A 15,905-nucleotide genomic window follows, 5' to 3' on the forward strand; every position below is an offset into this window, starting at 1 on the left:
CGGCTTCACGGGGTGTTATAGTTCGCGGCCGTTCGGCCTGCCGCGCCGTGTTTCTGCCGTATGACAGACGGGGCAACGGACAGCGCCGTGATGAAAGGAGTTCTATGAGCACCAATGACCAATACGCGGTCGAGCTGAAGGGCCTGAGCTTCAAGCGTGGCACGCGTAAGATTTTCGATAACGTGGACATCCGCATTCCACGCGGCAAGGTCACCGGGATCATGGGGCCGTCGGGGTGTGGCAAGACCACCCTACTGCGACTGATCGCCGCCCAGCTGCGTCCGGCGAGCGGCGAGGTGTGGGTCAACGGCCAGAACCTCCCCACGCTGGGGCGCAGCGACCTGTTCGACATGCGCAAGCAGTTCGGCGTGCTGTTCCAGAGCGGTGCACTGTTCACCGACCTCGATGTCTTCGAGAACGTCGCCTTCCCGCTGCGCGTGCACACCGAGCTGCCCGAGGACATGATTCGTGACATTGTCCTGATGAAGCTCCAGGCCGTTGGCCTGCGCGGGGCGGTGGAACTGATGCCCGACGAGCTGTCCGGCGGCATGAAACGCCGCGTGGCGCTGGCCCGCGCCATCGCGCTGGACCCGCAGATCCTGATGTACGACGAGCCCTTCGTGGGCCAGGACCCGATCGCCATGGGCGTACTGGTGCGCCTGATCCGTCTGCTCAACGATGCCCTGGGCATTACCTCCATCGTGGTGTCCCACGATCTGGCGGAAACCGCGAGCATTGCCGACTACATCTATATCGTCGGTGATGGCCGCGTGCTCGGCCACGGAACGCCGGCCGACCTGCAGGGTCTCGATGATCCGCGGGTACGCCAGTTCATGAAGGGCATCCCGGATGGTCCGGTGCCGTTCCACTATCCTGCTCGCGATTACCGCGCCGACCTGCTGGGAGAACGTTGATGCGCAAGACTTCTTCGCTCGAGCGAGTTCGCCTGCTCGGGCGCGCGGGCCTCGATGTTCTCGAGTCGCTGGGCCGTTCGAGCCTGTTCCTGGTCCACGCCATCTTCGGCCGCCGGGTGCACAGCGGCGCCTTCCAGTTGCTGGTCAAGCAGCTGTATTCGGTGGGCGTGCTGTCCCTGGCGATCATTGTCGTGTCCGGCCTGTTCATCGGCATGGTGCTGGCCCTGCAGGGCTACAACATCCTGGCGAGCTACGGCTCCGAACAGGCGGTCGGCCAGATGGTTGCGCTGACGCTGCTGCGTGAACTGGGACCGGTGGTCACCGGCCTGCTGTTCGCCGGGCGTGCAGGTTCCGCGCTGACTGCCGAGATCGGCAACATGAAATCCACCGAGCAGTTGTCCAGCCTGGAGATGATCGGCGTCGACCCGCTCAAGTACATCATCGCCCCGCGCCTTTGGGCCGGCTTCATCTCGATGCCGCTGCTTGCAGCTATCTTCAGTGTCGTCGGCATCTGGGGCGGAGCCCTGGTCGCCGTGGACTGGCTGGGTGTGTATGACGGTTCGTACTGGTCGAACATGCAGAACAGCGTGCAGTTCACCAAGGACATTCTCAATGGCGTGATCAAGAGCGTGGTGTTCGCCTTCGTCGTGACCTGGATCGCCGTGTTCCAGGGTTATGACTGCGAACCCACCTCCGAAGGGATCAGCCGCGCCACCACCCGTACCGTTGTGTATGCCTCCCTGGCCGTGCTGGGGCTGGACTTCATCCTGACCGCCTTGATGTTTGGAGACTTCTGATGCAAACCCGCACCCTGGAAATTGGTGTAGGCCTGTTCATTCTGGCCGGCCTGCTGGCCCTGCTGCTGCTGGCCCTGCGTGTCAGCGGACTGACCATCGGCAATACGGGCGATACCTACAAGCTGTACGCCTATTTCGACAACATCGCCGGCGTTACCGTCCGCGGCAAGGTCACCATGGCAGGTGTCACCATCGGCAAGGTCACTGCGGTGGACCTGGACCATGACAGCTATCGTGGTCGTGTGACCATGGAGATCAATCGTCAGGTCAACAACCTGCCGGACGACTCCACCGCCTCCATCCTCACTGCCGGCCTGCTGGGCGAGAAGTACATCGGCATCAGTGTCGGTGGCGATGAAGAGCTGTTGAAGGAAGGCGATACCATCAAGGACACCCAGTCGGCACTCGTGCTGGAAGACCTGATCGGCAAATTCCTGCTGAATTCGGTCAACAAAGACGACTCGAAGAAATGAGGGCTCACTCCATGTTGAAAACCTTGCGTCGTGGCTTCCTGGTCCTGCTCGCGATCCTGCCGCTGTTCGCCCAGGCCGAGCAGACTGCTCAGCAGGTCGTGCAGAAGACTGTCGACAGCCTGTTGTCGGACCTGAAAACCAACAAGGCCAGCTATAAGGCCAATCCCCAGGCGTTCTACGACACCCTGAACCGCATCCTCGGCCCGGTCGTGGATTCCGAGGGCATCGCCAAGGGCGTAATGACCGTCAAGTACTCCCGCCAGGCGACGCCGGAGCAGGTCAAGCGCTTCGAGGAAACCTTCAAGAACAGCCTGTTCCAGTTCTACGGCAACGCGCTGCTGGAGTACGACAACCAGGACATCCGCGTGCTGAACAGTGGCAAGCAGGAGCAGGATCGCGCTTCGGTGAACATGGAAGTGGTCGGCAGCAATGGCGCCGTCTATCCGGTGCAGTACACCATGGTCAACCAGGGTGGCGACTGGCGCCTGCGTAACGTGATCATCAACGGCATCAACATCGGCAAGCTGTTCCGTGACCAGTTCGCCGACTCCATGCAGAAGAACCGCAACGACCTGGAGAAGACCATCGCCGGTTGGGGCCAGGTCGTCGCCAAGGCCAAGGATGCCGCCAAGGGCCAGCCGGAAGGCAGTGCAGAATGAGTCAGGGCAGTATCACGGAGCGTGGCGAGGGCGATCTGGTCCTTGCCGGCGTGCTGGACTACAGGACCGGGCCGGCGCTGCGCGAGCAGGGCAGAAACCTGATTACCGCCAGCAAGGCCGCGGCGCTGCGCCTGGACTGCTCGGCGGTGGAACACTCCAGTAGCGTCGGATTGTCGCTGCTGCTGTCCTACACCCGTGATGCGCGCAAGGCTGGCAAGACACTGCAGATCTCCGGCATGCCCAAGGACATGCATGAAATCGCCAAGGTTGGCGAGCTTCTCGAGATTCTGCCGTTACAGCATTGAAACAGTAAGAAAGCCCTCCGTCCGCGACTTCCCCTGCCGGGGTTCGCAGGCGGGGGGCTTTTTTGTATCATGGCCGACCCGCGCGCGTAGGGCGCCGAACGAGGTTGAGCATGCAGGCCGTAGAAGTCAAAAACTTCCTGGAATCGAAACTGCCAGGTACCCAGATCGAAGTGGAAGGCGAAGGCTGCAATTTCCAGCTGAACCTGATCAGCGACGAACTCGCCGGTCTGAGCCCGGTCAAGCGCCAGCAACAGATCTATGCCCACCTGAACGAGTGGATCGCCTCCGGCGCCATCCATGCCGTCACCATGAAATTCTTCAGCCGCGCCGCCTGGGCCGAGCGTTCCTGAGCCCACGGGGAAATTAGCAATGGATAAACTGATCATTACCGGCGGTACTCGTCTCGATGGCGAGATCCGCATCTCCGGCGCGAAGAACTCTGCGCTGCCGATCCTAGCCGCAACCCTGCTGGCGGACACCCCGGTGACCGTCTGCAATCTGCCGCACCTGCACGACATCACCACCATGATCGAGCTGTTCGGCCGCATGGGCGTGCAGCCGATCATCGACGAGAAGCTCAACGTCGAAGTCGACGCCAGCACCATCAAGACACTGGTGGCGCCGTACGAACTGGTGAAAACCATGCGTGCGTCGATCCTCGTGCTTGGCCCGATGGTCGCCCGTTTCGGCGAAGCCGAAGTCGCGCTGCCCGGCGGCTGCGCCATCGGCTCGCGTCCGGTGGACCTGCACATCCGTGGCCTGGAGGCCATGGGCGCAGAGATCTCCGTCGAAGGCGGCTACATCAAGGCCAAGGCCCCAGCCGGTGGCCTGCGTGGCGCGCACTTCTTCTTCGATACCGTGTCCGTGACCGGTACCGAGAACATCATGATGGCCGCTGCACTGGCCAATGGTCGCTCCGTGCTGGAAAACGCCGCGCGCGAGCCTGAGGTCGTCGACCTGGCCAACTTCATCAACGCCATGGGCGGTGATGTGCAGGGTGCCGGTACCGACACCATCGTGATCAACGGTGTAAAAAGCCTGGGTGGCGGTGCCAAGTACAACGTCATGCCCGACCGCATTGAAACCGGCACCTACCTGGCTGCGGCTGCTGCCACCGGCGGCCGCGTCAAGCTCAAGGACACTGATCCGACCATCCTCGAAGCGGTGCTGGCCAAGCTGGTCGAAGCCGGCGCGCACATCACCACCGGCAGCAACTGGATCGAGCTGGACATGAAGGGCAACCGGCCGAAGGCGGTGAACATCCGCACTGCGCCGTACCCGGCATTCCCGACCGACATGCAGGCCCAGTTCATCTCCATGAACGCCATCGCCGAAGGCACCGGCGCGGTCATCGAGACCGTGTTCGAGAACCGCTTCATGCACGTCTATGAAATGAACCGCATGGGCGCGCAGATCCTGGTCGAAGGCAACACTGCCATCGTCACCGGCGTTCCGCAGCTCAAAGGCGCACCGGTCATGGCGACCGACCTGCGTGCTTCCGCCAGCCTGGTGATCGCCGCCCTGGTGGCCGAAGGCGACACCATGATCGACCGCATCTACCACATCGACCGTGGCTACGAGTGCATCGAAGAGAAACTGCAACTGCTCGGGGCGAAAATTCGCCGCGTGCCGGGCTAAGGCAGAATCAGACGATGCTGACGATTGCCCTGTCCAAGGGCCGTATCCTCGACGACACCCTGCCGCTGCTCGCAGCGGCGGGCATCGTGCCGACCGAGAATCCGGACAAGAGCCGCAAGCTGATCATCCCCACCACCCTCGACGACGTGCGCCTGCTGATCGTGCGCGCCACCGACGTGCCGACCTATGTCGAGCACGGCGCCGCCGACCTCGGCGTGGCGGGCAAGGACGTGCTCATGGAGTACGGTGGCCAGGGCCTGTACGAGCCGCTGGACCTGAAGATCGCTAACTGCAAGCTGATGACCGCCGGTGCGGTCGGCGCGCCGGAGCCCAAGGGGCGTCTGCGCGTGGCCACCAAGTTCGTCAATGTCGCCAAGCGCTACTACGCCGAGCAGGGTCGCCAGGTCGACGTAATCAAGCTGTACGGCTCCATGGAGCTGGCACCGCTGATCGGCCTCGCCGACAAGATCATCGACGTGGTCGACACCGGTAACACCCTGCGCGCGAACGGCCTGGAGCCCCAGGAGCTAATCGCGCACATCAGCTCGCGCCTGGTGGTGAACAAGGCCTCGATGAAGATGCAGCATGCTCGCATCCAGGCGCTGATCGACACCCTGCGCGAAGCCGTCGAAGCTCGACACCGTCACTGATACCCACCGCGACCCCGGTCGCGGCAGCCTATCCGTGTCATAGCCAAATTTTCTCGGGTGCCCGCACGGAAGGCTTGATAGTCTTGCGGCGCCCGAGATCATGCCAATTAAAGAGGCCAGCTATGACCGCACCCTTCGCTATCCGTCGACTCAACGCCGCCGATCCGGACTTCGCGCGTCATCTGGACCATCTGCTCTCCTGGGAAAGCGTGTCCGACGATGCGGTGAACCAGCGCGTGCTGGATATCATTGCTGACGTGCGCAAGCGCGGTGACGCCGCGGTGGTGGAGTTCACCCAGCGCTTCGATGGCGTCGATGCCAAGACCATGGCCGACCTGATCCTGCCGCGCGAGCGCCTGGAACTGGCCCTGACCCGCATCACCCCGGCCCAGCGCGAGGCGCTGGAGACTGCCGCTGAGCGCGTGCGCAGCTATCACGAGAAACAGAAGCAGGACTCCTGGCGCTACACCGAAGCCGATGGCACCGTGCTCGGCCAGCAGGTTACGCCCCTGGATCGCGCCGGCCTGTACGTGCCGGGCGGCAAGGCATCCTACCCGTCCTCCGTGCTGATGAACGCCATTCCGGCCAAGGTCGCCGGCGTCGCCGAGGTGGTGATGGTGGTGCCGACTCCGCGCGGCGAGATCAATGAAATCGTCCTGGCCGCCGCCTGCATCGCCGGCGTCGACCGCGTCTTCACCATCGGTGGCGCCCAGGCCGTGGCCGCGCTGGCCTACGGTACCAAGAGCGTGCCGCAGGTGGACAAGATCGTCGGCCCAGGCAACATCTACGTCGCCACCGCCAAGCGCCACGTGTTCGGCCAGGTCGGCATCGACATGATCGCCGGCCCGTCGGAAATCCTCGTGGTCTGTGACGGCGGCACCGATCCGGACTGGATCGCCATGGACCTGTTCTCCCAGGCCGAGCACGACGAGGACGCCCAGTCGATCCTGGTCAGCCCGGATGCCGCCTTCCTCGACAAGGTCGCCGCCAGCATCGAGAAGTTGCTGCCGACCATGGAGCGCGCCGAGATCATCCGCACCTCGCTGACCAACCGTGGCGCGCTGATCCTCGTTGCCGACCAGGAGCAGGCCTGCCAGGTTGCCAACCGCATCGCCCCGGAACACCTGGAGCTGTCGGTGGCCGACCCGGAAAGCTGGCTGCCGAAGATTCGCCACGCCGGCGCCATCTTCATGGGCCGCTACACTGCCGAGGCGCTGGGCGACTACTGCGCCGGCCCGAACCACGTGCTGCCGACCTCCGGCACCGCGCGATTCTCCTCGCCGCTGGGCGTGTACGACTTCCAGAAGCGCTCCTCGATCATCTTCTGCTCCGCGCCGGGCGCTTCCGAGCTGGGCAAGACCGCGTCGATCCTGGCCCGTGGCGAGTCGCTGACCGCCCACGCGCGCAGCGCCGAATTCCGCATCCTTGACGGCAAGAGCGAGTAACCCATGAGCAAATTCTGGAGTCCCTTCGTCAAGGAACTGGTGCCCTACGTTCCGGGCGAGCAGCCGAAGCTGGCCAAGCTGGTCAAGCTGAACACCAACGAGAACCCCTACGGCCCGTCGCCGAAGGTGGTTGCCGCAATCCAGGCCGAGCTGAACGACACGCTGCGCCTGTATCCGGACCCCAATGCCGACCGCCTGAAGCAGACCATCGCCGAGTACCACGGCGTGAAGACCTCCCAGGTCTTTGTCGGCAATGGATCGGACGAAGTCCTGGCCCACGCTTTCCACGCGCTGTTCCAGCACGGCAAGCCGTTACTGTTCCCCGACGTGACCTACAGCTTCTATCCGGTCTACTGCGGCCTCTACGGCATCGAGTCGGAGGCGCTGCCGCTGGACGAGCAGTTCCAGATTCGCGTCGAGGACTATGCGCGCCCGAACGGCGGCATCATCTTCCCCAACCCCAACGCGCCCACCGGTTGCCTGCTGCCGCTCGAAGCCATCGAGCGCCTGCTGCAAGCCAGCCCGGACAGCGTGGTGCTGGTGGACGAGGCCTACGTCGACTTTGGCGGCGAGACCGCGATCTCCCTGGTCAACCGCTACCCCAACCTGCTGGTGGCACAGACCCTGTCCAAGTCGCGCTCCCTGGCGGGCCTGCGGGTCGGTTTCGCGGTTGGCCATGAAGACCTGATCGAGGCGCTGGAGCGAGTGAAGAACAGCTTCAATTCCTACCCGCTGGACCGCCTGGCCCTGGCCGGTGCGGTGGCGTCCTTCGAGGACCAGGCGTACTTCGAGCAGACCTGCAACGCGGTTATCCACAGCCGCGAGAAGCTGGTGGCCGAGCTCAAGACGCTGGGCTTCGACGTGCTGCCGTCCGCGGCGAACTTCATCTTCGCCCGCCACCCGCAGCGTGACGGGGCCGAACTGGCCGCGGCCCTGCGAGAGGAGGGCGTGATAGTGCGCCACTTCAAGCAGCAGCGGATCAATCAGTTCCTGCGTATCAGCATCGGCACCGAGGAGCAGAACCAGGCTCTGATCGAGGCCCTGCGGCTGAAGCTGTAAAGTTATCGCGGTAAAGAAGAACGGCGCCTTCAGGCGCCGTTTTTCATTGCGGTATCAGTTGGCGTTGGGGGCCGGCGGCGGGCGCAGGCCGACTTCGGCGTTGAGCGTTACCGGCTTGCCGTTGCGCAGCACTTCGATGGTGATCTTCTCGCCCGGCTTGGTGCGCGCCACCTGGTTCATCGAGCGGCGGCCATCGCTGGCGGCCTCGCCATCGATGTTCAGGATGATGTCGCCCGGCAGCAGGCCGGCCTTGGCGGCGGGGCCGTCGCGGTAGACACCGGCGACGACGATACCGGCCTTGTCCTTGAGGTCGAAGGATTCGGCCAGTTCCGGGGTCAGCGGCTGCACTTCGACGCCGAGCCAGCCGCGGATCACCTGGCCGTGCTCGATGATCGACTGCATGACTTCCAGGGCCAGCTTGGTCGGGATGGCGAAGCCGATGCCCTGGGAGCCGCCGGACTTGGAGAAGATCGCGGTGTTGATGCCGATCAGGTTGCCGTTGGCGTCCACCAGCGCGCCGCCGGAGTTGCCGGGGTTGATCGCCGCGTCGGTCTGGATGAAGTCTTCGTAGGTATTCAGGCCGAGTTGGTTGCGCCCGGTGGCGCTGATGATGCCCATGGTGACCGTCTGGCCGACGCCGAAGGGGTTGCCGATGGCCAGGCAGACATCGCCGGTGCGGATGCCGTCGGAGCGGCCGAGCATGATCGAGGGCAGGTCCTTGAGGTCGATCTTCAGGACCGCGAGATCGGTCTCCGGATCGCTGCCCACCAGGCGGGCGATGGTCTCGCGGCCGTCACGCAGGGCCACGACAATCTGGTCGGCGCCGGAGGTCACGTGGTTGTTGGTCAGCAGGTAGCCTTCGGGGCTCATGATCACCGCTGAACCCAGGCTCGACTCCATGCGCTTCTGCTGCGGCAGGTTGTCGCCGAAGAAACGCCGGAACAGCGGATCGTCGAGCATCGAGTTGTTCGGCTTGCTGACCATCTTGGTGGTGTACAGGTTGGCCACGGCAGGCGAGGAGCGGGTCACCGCGTCGGCGTAGCTGACTGGGCCCTGCTGCAGGCGGCTGAGCAGCGGGGCCTGTTGCAGGTGCACTTCCTGCTGCGGAAGGCCGACCCATTGCGGGTTATGCTGGATGATCAGCAGCGCCAACAGGACGCCAACCAGCACGGGCCAGCCGAGGAAACGCAGGGCCTTCAGCATCGAAGAAAATCCTTGGGGTTGCTTGGCCGGGGGATGGCCGATAGGGTGGCGGCCATTATACGGGCGGCGAGCCAAGAAAATAGACGCTCGCAGCCGATGTTGGAGGAATTTCGATGGCAATCGCACTGAGCACGCTGGTCGAGGAAGCGGACCGTTTCCTGGAGGCAGCGAAGATCCAGGATTACTGCCCCAACGGCCTGCAGCTCGAGGGCCGCCCGCAGGTTCGCCGCATCGTTTCCGGTGTCACCGCCAGCCAGGCGCTGCTGGATGCCGCCGTGGAGGCGGACGCCGATGTGGTGCTGGTCCACCACGGCTATTTCTGGAAGGGCGAGGATGCCCGCGTGGTGGGCATGAAGCAGCGGCGCCTGAAGACCCTGCTGAACAATGACATCAGCCTGTTGGCCTATCACCTGCCGCTGGATCTGCATGCCGAGGTGGGCAACAACGTGCAGCTTGGCCGTCAACTCGGTTTCGAGATCGAAGGGCCGTTGGAGCCAGGTAACCCGCGCTCCATCGTGCTGGTCGGCTCGCTGACCGAGCCCATGCTGCCGAGCGACCTGGCGCTCCATGTGCGCGACGTGCTGGGCCGAGAGCCGCTGCTGGTGGATGGCGGCCAGCCGATCCGTCGCATCGCCTGGTGTACCGGCGGCGCCCAGGGCTACATCGACCAGGCGATCGCCGCGGGCGTCGATGCTTATCTGACTGGTGAAGTCTCCGAGCAGACCGTGCACAGTGCGCGGGAGAACGGCATCAGCTTCATCGCCGCCGGCCACCACGCCACCGAGCGCTATGGCGTGCAGGCGCTGGGGGATTACCTGGCCAAGCGCTTTGCCATCGAGCACCTGTTCATCGATTGCCCGAACCCCGCCTGATGACGTTCAGGCCAAGCGCCAGGCCGTGCAGGGAGACCTGTAGGAGCGAGCTTGCTCGCGAACCCACCCGGCGCTGAGGCGGCAGGAAACCTCGTTCGCGAGCAAGCTCGCTCCCACAAAGAGCCCGCTGCTCGATCACCCTGGCCTGCATCCGAAAATAGAAACGAAAAAGGCCGGCTCTGTGAGCCGGCCTTTTTCGTGGCTGTAAACGTGATTATCGGTAACCGTGGCGCTGTCGGTCGACCGCCTTGCCCAGTTCCCACACTGCCATGGCGTAGTGCGTGCTGTGGTTGTAGCGGGTGATCACGTAGAAGTTCGGCAGGCCGTACCAGTACTGGTAGGTGTTGCCCATGTCCAGCCGCAGCAGGCTGGCGGTCTGGTGATTGCCCAGCGAGCCCTGCGGACGCAGGCCGGCAGCAGACAGGGCGCTGATCGAGTACTGGGTCTTGAAGCCGTCTTCCAGCGAGCGGGCCTGGCCGATAGCGGGGATCGCCACCGCATCGCCGGTGACCCAGCCGTGCTGCTTGAAGTAGTTGGCCACGCTGCCGATGGCGTCGCGCGGGTTCCACAGGTCGCGGTGGCCGTCGCCGTCGAAGTCCACCGCGTACTGGGTGAAGGAGGAGGGCATGAACTGCCCGTAGCCCATCGCACCGGCGTAAGAGCCGCGCATCTCCAGCGGGTTGTCGCCTTCATTGCGCGCCTGGAGGAGGAACTGCTCCAGCTCGCCGCTGAAGAATTCGGCGCGGCGCGGGTAGGAGAACGACAGGGTGGCCAGCGCGTCGATGATTCGCGTCTTGCCCATCACGCGGCCCCAGCGGGTTTCCACGCCGATGATGCCGACGATGATTTCCGGCGGCACGCCGTAGGTGCGTGAGGCGCGTTGCAGGTCGGCTTCGTACTGGTCCCAGAACTGCACGCCCTTCTGCACGTTGTCCGGGGTGATGAACTTCTTACGGTAGCGCAGCCAGGCGCCGTTCGGGCCGCTGGGCGGGGTGTAGGTCGGCGCCTGGCGGTCCATCAGGCGGATTACCCAGTCCAGTTCCTGGGTCTGTGCAAACAGGTCGTGCAGGTCCTGCCGATTGAAGCCGTGCTTGCTCACCATCATGTCGATGAAGCGATTGGCGTTGGCATTGTTCGCGTAGTCGCCGCGCAGCGGGGTGATCGGCTGCACCGAGCCGAATGCCGGGTGGGCGCTGGGCGTGATCAGGGTGGGCGTCTTCGGCTTCTGGGCCGGTTGTGGTGCGGGAGTCGGTTTGCTGCTGCACGCAGAGATCAGGACGAGTAATGGCAGGGCGAAAGCGATGCGGCGCATGGGAAATCTTCTGGGGCAGGAAAACGTGCCCGCTATGCTAGCGCAGTGCCGCGCGGGCACAAGCCGGGACATTGCGAGACTGTTGCAGGAAAAGTCCTTCAGCCTTGCGACAGCAATGTCGGGCGATGGTATCTCAAGCGTCGATAGGATGGGGTTCAGGGCCTTCCTCAAGTGCCTCCTCACCGGGTGCGAAGTGCCGATGGGGACTGAGCGCGGATGGCTATATCGGTATATTTTTTCGGTATAACCCGCTCCCCGGTTAGAGCCTTGCGCTGTGATAGAGTGCGCGCTCGTCTACGGCCCGCCGGCCGTCCATAAGCAATTCCGTGAGTAGCCATGGTCGACAAACTGACGCATCTGAAACAGCTGGAGGCCGAGAGCATCCACATCATCCGCGAGGTCGCCGCCGAGTTCGACAACCCGGTGATGCTGTACTCGATCGGCAAGGACAGCGCGGTGATGCTCCACCTCGCGCGCAAGGCTTTCTTCCCCGGCAAGCTGCCGTTCCCGGTGATGCATGTCGACACCCGCTGGAAATTCCAGGAGATGTACAGCTTCCGCACCAAGATGGTCGAGGAGCTGGGCCTGGACCTGATCACCCACATCAACCCCGATGGCGTGGCGCAGGACATCAACCCGTTCACCCATGGCAGTGCCAAGCACACCGACATCATGAAGACAGAGGGCCTCAAGCAGGCGCTCGACAAGTACGGCTTCGACGCCGCCTTCGGTGGTGCCCGCCGCGACGAGGAGAAATCCCGCGCCAAGGAGCGGGTGTACTCGTTCCGCGACAGCAAGCACCGCTGGGACCCGAAGAACCAGCGTCCGGAACTGTGGAACGTCTATAACGGCAAGGTGAAGAAGGGCGAGTCGATCCGCGTCTTCCCGCTCTCCAACTGGACCGAGCTGGACATCTGGCAGTACATCTACCTTGAGCAGATCCCGATCGTTCCGCTGTACTTCGCCGAAGAGCGCGAAGTTATCGAGATGAACGGCTCGCTGATCATGATCGACGACGAACGCATCCTCGAGCACCTCACGCCCGAGCAGAAGGCCAGCATCCAGAAGAAGATGGTGCGTTTCCGCACCCTGGGCTGCTACCCGCTGACCGGCGCGGTGGAGTCGACCGCTACTTCGCTGCCGGAAATCATCCAGGAAATGCTGCTGACGCGGACTTCCGAGCGCCAGGGCCGGGTCATCGACCACGACGCCGCCGGCTCGATGGAAGAAAAGAAACGTCAGGGCTACTTCTAAGGTTCTCGCACCATGTCGCATCAATCCGATCTGATCAGCGAGGACATCCTCGCCTACCTGGCCCAGCACGAGCGCAAGGAACTCCTGCGCTTCCTCACCTGCGGCAACGTCGACGACGGCAAGAGCACCCTGATCGGGCGTCTGCTGCACGACTCCAAGATGATCTACGAGGACCACCTCGAGGCCATCACCAAGGATTCCAAGAAAGTCGGCACCACCGGCGACGAGGTTGACCTGGCGCTGCTCGTGGATGGCCTGCAGGCCGAGCGCGAGCAGGGCATCACCATCGACGTGGCGTACCGCTACTTCAGTACCTCCAAGCGCAAGTTCATCATCGCCGACACCCCCGGCCATGAGCAGTACACCCGCAACATGGCTACCGGCGCCTCCACCTGCGACCTGGCCATCATCCTGATCGACGCCCGCTACGGCGTGCAGACCCAGACTCGCCGGCACAGCTTCATCGCCTCGCTGCTGGGCATCAAGCACATCGTCGTCGCCATCAACAAGATGGACCTTAAGGGCTTTGACCAGGGCGTATTCGAGCAGATCAAGGCCGACTACCTGCAGTTCGCCGACAAGATCAACCTCAAGACCAATTCCCTGCACTTCGTGCCGATGTCGGCGCTGAAGGGCGACAACGTAGTCAACAAGTCCGAGCGCTCGCCGTGGTACACCGGCCAGTCGCTGATGGAAATCCTCGAGACCGTGGAAGTCGCGGGCGACCGCAACCTCGACGACATGCGCTTCCCGGTGCAGTACGTCAACCGTCCGAACCTGAACTTCCGTGGCTTCGCCGGCACCCTGGCGAGCGGCATCGTGCGCAAGGGCGACGAAGTCATTGCCCTGCCGTCGGGCAAGGGCAGCAAGGTCAAGTCCATCGTCACCTACGAAGGTGAGCTGGAGCAGGCAGGTCCGGGCCAGGCCATCACCCTGACCCTGGAAGACGAGATCGACGTCTCCCGCGGCGACATGCTGGTGCATGCCGACAACCGTCCGCAGGTTACCGACGGCTTCGACGCCATGCTGGTGTGGATGGCTGAAGAGCCGATGCTGCCGGGCAAGAAATACGACATCAAGCGCGCCACCAGTTACGTGCCCGGTTCCATTCCGAGCATCAGCCACAAGGTGGACGTGAATACTCTGGAAGAGACCGCCGCCAGCGAACTCAAGCTCAACGAGATCGCCCGCGTGAAGGTCAGCCTGGATGCTCCGATCGCGCTGGACGGCTACGAACAGAATCGCACCACCGGTGCCTTCATCGTGGTCGACCGCCTGACCAACGGCACCGTCGGTGCCGGCATGATCATCGCCGCGCCGCAGGCCGGGCAAGGGGCTTCCGTCCACCACAGCAGCGGCCACGTCGCTCGTGAGGAGCGCGCTGCACGCTTCGGCCAGCAGCCGGCTACCGTACTGTTCAGCGGCCTCTCCGGCGCCGGCAAGAGCACCCTGGCCTATGCGGTGGAGCGCAAGCTGTTCGACATGGGCCGTGCGGTCTATGTGCTGGACGGCCAGAACCTGCGCCACGACCTCAACAAGGGCCTGCCGCAGGACCGCGCCGGTCGCAACGAGAACTGGCAGCGTACCGCCCATGTGGCCAAGCAGTTCAACGAAGCCGGGCTGATCAGCCTGTGCGCCTTCGTCGCCCCGAGCGCCGAAGGCCGTGCGCAGACCAAGGCGCTGATCGGAGCCGAGCGCTTCATCACCGTCTACGTCCAGGCTTCCCCGCAGGTCTGCCGCGAACGCGACCCGCAAGGCCTGTATGCCGCCGGCCAGGACAACATCCCGGGCGAGTCCTTCCCCTACGATGTGCCGCTGGATGCCGATCTGGTGATCGACACCCAGAGCCAGTCGGTGGAAGAGGGCGTCAAGGCTGTTCTTGACCTGCTCCGCCAGCGTGGTGCGATCTGATCGCACAGCGCTGAATGGAAAAGCCCCGCACTTGCGGGGCTTTTTCTTTTGATCTTTGTAGGGGCGACCTTGCTCGCGAACCATGCCTGGTCGATTGAGTATCCAGCGGTTCGTGAGCAAGCTCGCTCCTACAGGTCGTGCATTTGCGCGGGCATGAAAAAGCCCCGCCGAGGCGGGGCTTTTTCATGTGGCCAAGGCTCAGTACTTGCTTTTCAGCCCGTATGTCTCGTCCAGGGTGCCCGGGCCGTCGCCGGTCTTGGGCGCATAATCGCGCGGTGCTTCGTTGTTCGCCGGCGGGGTCAGGCGCTCGCGGCGCTCGGGGTATTCGTCGGCGTGCAGGGCGGCCAGCAGGCGCTGTTTGGTCTGTTCGTCCAGGGCCAGGCGCTCGGCGCCCTCGGACAGGTGTTCCTGCACATCCTGATAGCTCTGGGTGAGCTTTTTCATCAGGCTGGCGGAGGTGCTGAAGTGGGTCACCACTTCGCGCTGGTAGCTATCGAAACGATCCTGCATGTCGTCCACCTGACGCTGCAGCTTGTTGGGCGCGGCGTTGGGCAGCAGGCGGGCGATCAGAAAGCCGATGCCGACCCCGACGATCAGGGCGAGTAGCGGCAGCAACCAGGTGGTGAGGGACTGTTCCACGCGAATCCTTCCTCTATAGACGGCTTTGCTTTACGTTAGCGGCTTGCACCTGTGCTTGTATACCGTGGCGAATGCTTCGCCGCCTGCGCAGGTATTGAGCTAGACGAGACGACCCGCCACGGGGTCACGGAGCTGTTGTTTGACCACCCGCGAAATCCCCCTGTTCCTCGATGGCCCCGAGGGCCAACTGGAAGCCCTGCACCTCGCCACGCCTGATGCCAAGGGTGTCGCGCTGATCTGTCATCCGCACCCGCTGTTCGCCGGCACCCTGCAGAACAAGGTGGTCGCCACCCTGCAACGCGCCGCACGGGATGCAGGATACGCCACCCTGCGTTTCAATTTTCGTGGCGTGGGTCAGAGCGCCGGCAGTTACGCCGAAGGCCGCGGTGAAATCGACGACGTGCTGGCCGCCGCGCACTGGCTGGCCGGGCAGCATCCGGGCCTGCCGCTGACGCTGATGGGCTTCTCCTTCGGTTCCTGCGTGGCCGGCAATGCTGCCGAGCGCCTGGAAGAGCAGGGCGCAGAACTCGCACAGCTGTTCATGCTGGCGCCGCCGGTGGAGCGCTTCGATGTCGACCTGCCCGAGCGCTGCCCGCTGACGGTGATCCAGCCCGAAGCCGACGAAGTAGTCACGCCCGAGCGTGTGTACGCCTGGAGTGCGGAGCTCACCAAGCCCCACGAACTGATCCGCATCCCCGAGTGCAGCCATTTCTTCCACGGCAAGCTGATCGAGCTCAAGGACCTGATACAGGACCGGCTCGCCTAGGCCGCCAA

General features: G+C 63.8%; 17 protein-coding genes. 14 read left to right on the forward strand and 3 right to left on the reverse strand.

Features of this window, described 5'->3' with window-relative positions; genetic code table 11:
• The first annotated feature begins 104 nt into the window (after nt 1-104).
• The 10 genes from RS899_RS01695 (at nt 105) to hisC (ending at nt 7,940) form a co-directional block, all read left to right on the forward strand.
• Nucleotides 105-914 (forward strand): ATP-binding cassette domain-containing protein, encoded by an 810-nt coding sequence (locus RS899_RS01695; RefSeq protein WP_024766540.1) that lies wholly within the window; start codon nt 105-107, stop codon nt 912-914.
• Nucleotides 914-1,711, forward strand: a complete 798-nt coding sequence (gene mlaE / locus RS899_RS01700; RefSeq protein ID WP_024766539.1) for a lipid asymmetry maintenance ABC transporter permease subunit MlaE — start codon at nt 914-916, stop codon at nt 1,709-1,711. The genes RS899_RS01695 and mlaE overlap by 1 nt, the downstream gene beginning before the upstream one ends.
• Nucleotides 1,711-2,184 (forward strand): outer membrane lipid asymmetry maintenance protein MlaD, encoded by a 474-nt coding sequence (mlaD, locus tag RS899_RS01705; RefSeq protein ID WP_054906616.1) that lies wholly within the window; start codon nt 1,711-1,713, stop codon nt 2,182-2,184. Before mlaE ends, mlaD begins: the two co-directional genes overlap by 1 nt.
• Before the next feature lie 11 nt (nt 2,185-2,195).
• Complete coding sequence (locus tag RS899_RS01710) at nt 2,196-2,843, forward strand: MlaC/ttg2D family ABC transporter substrate-binding protein (protein ID WP_054906615.1); 648 nt, start codon at nt 2,196-2,198, stop codon at nt 2,841-2,843.
• Nucleotides 2,840-3,148 carry an STAS domain-containing protein gene (locus RS899_RS01715; protein ID WP_315808943.1) on the forward strand — a complete coding sequence of 103 codons (309 nt, stop codon included), beginning with the start codon at nt 2,840-2,842 and terminating at the stop codon, nt 3,146-3,148. The genes RS899_RS01710 and RS899_RS01715 overlap by 4 nt, the downstream gene beginning before the upstream one ends.
• A 110-nt stretch (nt 3,149-3,258) precedes the next feature.
• On the forward strand, nt 3,259-3,498 hold the full coding sequence (locus RS899_RS01720; protein WP_017518139.1) for a BolA family protein: 240 nt from the start codon (nt 3,259-3,261) through the stop codon (nt 3,496-3,498).
• A 19-nt stretch (nt 3,499-3,517) separates the two neighbouring features.
• Entirely contained in the window at nt 3,518-4,786 is a 1,269-nt protein-coding gene (gene murA / locus RS899_RS01725; RefSeq protein WP_054906613.1) for a UDP-N-acetylglucosamine 1-carboxyvinyltransferase, read from the forward strand.
• 14 nt (nt 4,787-4,800) lie between these two features.
• Nucleotides 4,801-5,436, forward strand: a complete 636-nt coding sequence (hisG, locus tag RS899_RS01730) for an ATP phosphoribosyltransferase (RefSeq protein ID WP_024766534.1) — start codon at nt 4,801-4,803, stop codon at nt 5,434-5,436.
• A gap of 122 nt (nt 5,437-5,558) precedes the next feature.
• The gene (gene hisD, locus RS899_RS01735) at nt 5,559-6,881 is read left to right on the forward strand and encodes a histidinol dehydrogenase (RefSeq protein ID WP_315808944.1); all 1,323 of its coding nucleotides are present in this window, start codon (nt 5,559-5,561) and stop codon (nt 6,879-6,881) included.
• Nucleotides 6,882-6,884: 3 nt separating this feature from the next.
• Nucleotides 6,885-7,940 (forward strand): histidinol-phosphate transaminase, encoded by a 1,056-nt coding sequence (hisC, locus tag RS899_RS01740; RefSeq protein ID WP_054906611.1) that lies wholly within the window; start codon nt 6,885-6,887, stop codon nt 7,938-7,940.
• Between the two features lie 54 nt (nt 7,941-7,994).
• Here hisC and algW read toward each other — a convergent pair whose 3' ends face one another.
• Nucleotides 7,995-9,143, reverse strand: a complete 1,149-nt coding sequence (gene algW, locus RS899_RS01745) for a Do family serine endopeptidase AlgW (protein ID WP_054906610.1) — start codon at nt 9,141-9,143, stop codon at nt 7,995-7,997.
• Between the two features lie 113 nt (nt 9,144-9,256).
• On the opposite strand from algW, the gene RS899_RS01750 reads away from it, so the two are divergent.
• The gene (locus RS899_RS01750; protein WP_315808945.1) at nt 9,257-10,015 is read left to right on the forward strand and encodes a Nif3-like dinuclear metal center hexameric protein; all 759 of its coding nucleotides are present in this window, start codon (nt 9,257-9,259) and stop codon (nt 10,013-10,015) included.
• Between the two features lie 214 nt (nt 10,016-10,229).
• On the opposite strand, the gene mltB is transcribed toward RS899_RS01750, so the two are convergent.
• The gene (gene mltB, locus RS899_RS01755; RefSeq protein ID WP_315808946.1) at nt 10,230-11,327 is read right to left on the reverse strand and encodes a lytic murein transglycosylase B; all 1,098 of its coding nucleotides are present in this window, start codon (nt 11,325-11,327) and stop codon (nt 10,230-10,232) included.
• Nucleotides 11,328-11,663: 336 nt separating this feature from the next.
• Here mltB and cysD point away from each other — a divergent pair, with 336 nt between their 5' ends.
• Nucleotides 11,664-12,581 (forward strand): sulfate adenylyltransferase subunit CysD, encoded by a 918-nt coding sequence (gene cysD, locus RS899_RS01760; RefSeq protein WP_054906606.1) that lies wholly within the window; start codon nt 11,664-11,666, stop codon nt 12,579-12,581.
• A gap of 12 nt (nt 12,582-12,593) precedes the next feature.
• A complete protein-coding gene (gene cysN / locus RS899_RS01765; RefSeq protein ID WP_233299338.1) occupies nt 12,594-14,492 on the forward strand; it encodes a sulfate adenylyltransferase subunit CysN in 1,899 nt (632 codons plus the stop codon).
• Between the two features lie 198 nt (nt 14,493-14,690).
• Here the strand turns inward: cysN and RS899_RS01770 are convergent, their stop codons facing one another.
• A complete protein-coding gene (locus tag RS899_RS01770; RefSeq protein ID WP_045209602.1) occupies nt 14,691-15,131 on the reverse strand; it encodes a YhcB family protein in 441 nt (146 codons plus the stop codon).
• Nucleotides 15,132-15,270: 139 nt separating this feature from the next.
• On the opposite strand from RS899_RS01770, the gene RS899_RS01775 reads away from it, so the two are divergent.
• A complete protein-coding gene (locus RS899_RS01775; protein ID WP_315808947.1) occupies nt 15,271-15,897 on the forward strand; it encodes an alpha/beta hydrolase in 627 nt (208 codons plus the stop codon).
• The last annotated feature ends 8 nt before the right edge of the window (nt 15,898-15,905 follow it).

The sequence above is a fragment of the Pseudomonas sp. C9-3 genome (assembly GCF_032392015.1).
Taxonomy (GTDB): domain Bacteria; phylum Pseudomonadota; class Gammaproteobacteria; order Pseudomonadales; family Pseudomonadaceae; genus Pseudomonas; species Pseudomonas nitroreducens.

Excerpts from the sequence above, each read along its gene's own strand:
- hisD (WP_315808944.1), top strand. The coding sequence starts at position 5,559 with ATGACCGCACCCTTCGCTATCCGTCGACTCAACGCCGCCGATCCGGAC.
- mlaE (WP_024766539.1), top strand. The coding sequence starts at position 914 with ATGCGCAAGACTTCTTCGCTCGAGCGAGTTCGCCTGCTCGGGCGCGCG.
- hisG (WP_024766534.1), top strand. The coding sequence starts at position 4,801 with ATGCTGACGATTGCCCTGTCCAAGGGCCGTATCCTCGACGACACCCTG.
- hisC (WP_054906611.1), top strand. The coding sequence starts at position 6,885 with ATGAGCAAATTCTGGAGTCCCTTCGTCAAGGAACTGGTGCCCTACGTT.
- mlaD (WP_054906616.1), top strand. The coding sequence starts at position 1,711 with ATGCAAACCCGCACCCTGGAAATTGGTGTAGGCCTGTTCATTCTGGCC.
- cysD (WP_054906606.1), top strand. The coding sequence starts at position 11,664 with ATGGTCGACAAACTGACGCATCTGAAACAGCTGGAGGCCGAGAGCATC.
- mltB (WP_315808946.1), bottom strand. The coding sequence starts at position 11,327 with ATGCGCCGCATCGCTTTCGCCCTGCCATTACTCGTCCTGATCTCTGCG.
- RS899_RS01720 (WP_017518139.1), top strand. The coding sequence starts at position 3,259 with ATGCAGGCCGTAGAAGTCAAAAACTTCCTGGAATCGAAACTGCCAGGT.
- RS899_RS01715 (WP_315808943.1), top strand. The coding sequence starts at position 2,840 with ATGAGTCAGGGCAGTATCACGGAGCGTGGCGAGGGCGATCTGGTCCTT.
- RS899_RS01695 (WP_024766540.1), top strand. The coding sequence starts at position 105 with ATGAGCACCAATGACCAATACGCGGTCGAGCTGAAGGGCCTGAGCTTC.
- murA (WP_054906613.1), top strand. The coding sequence starts at position 3,518 with ATGGATAAACTGATCATTACCGGCGGTACTCGTCTCGATGGCGAGATC.
- RS899_RS01710 (WP_054906615.1), top strand. The coding sequence starts at position 2,196 with ATGTTGAAAACCTTGCGTCGTGGCTTCCTGGTCCTGCTCGCGATCCTG.
- algW (WP_054906610.1), bottom strand. The coding sequence starts at position 9,143 with ATGCTGAAGGCCCTGCGTTTCCTCGGCTGGCCCGTGCTGGTTGGCGTC.
- cysN (WP_233299338.1), top strand. The coding sequence starts at position 12,594 with ATGTCGCATCAATCCGATCTGATCAGCGAGGACATCCTCGCCTACCTG.
- RS899_RS01750 (WP_315808945.1), top strand. The coding sequence starts at position 9,257 with ATGGCAATCGCACTGAGCACGCTGGTCGAGGAAGCGGACCGTTTCCTG.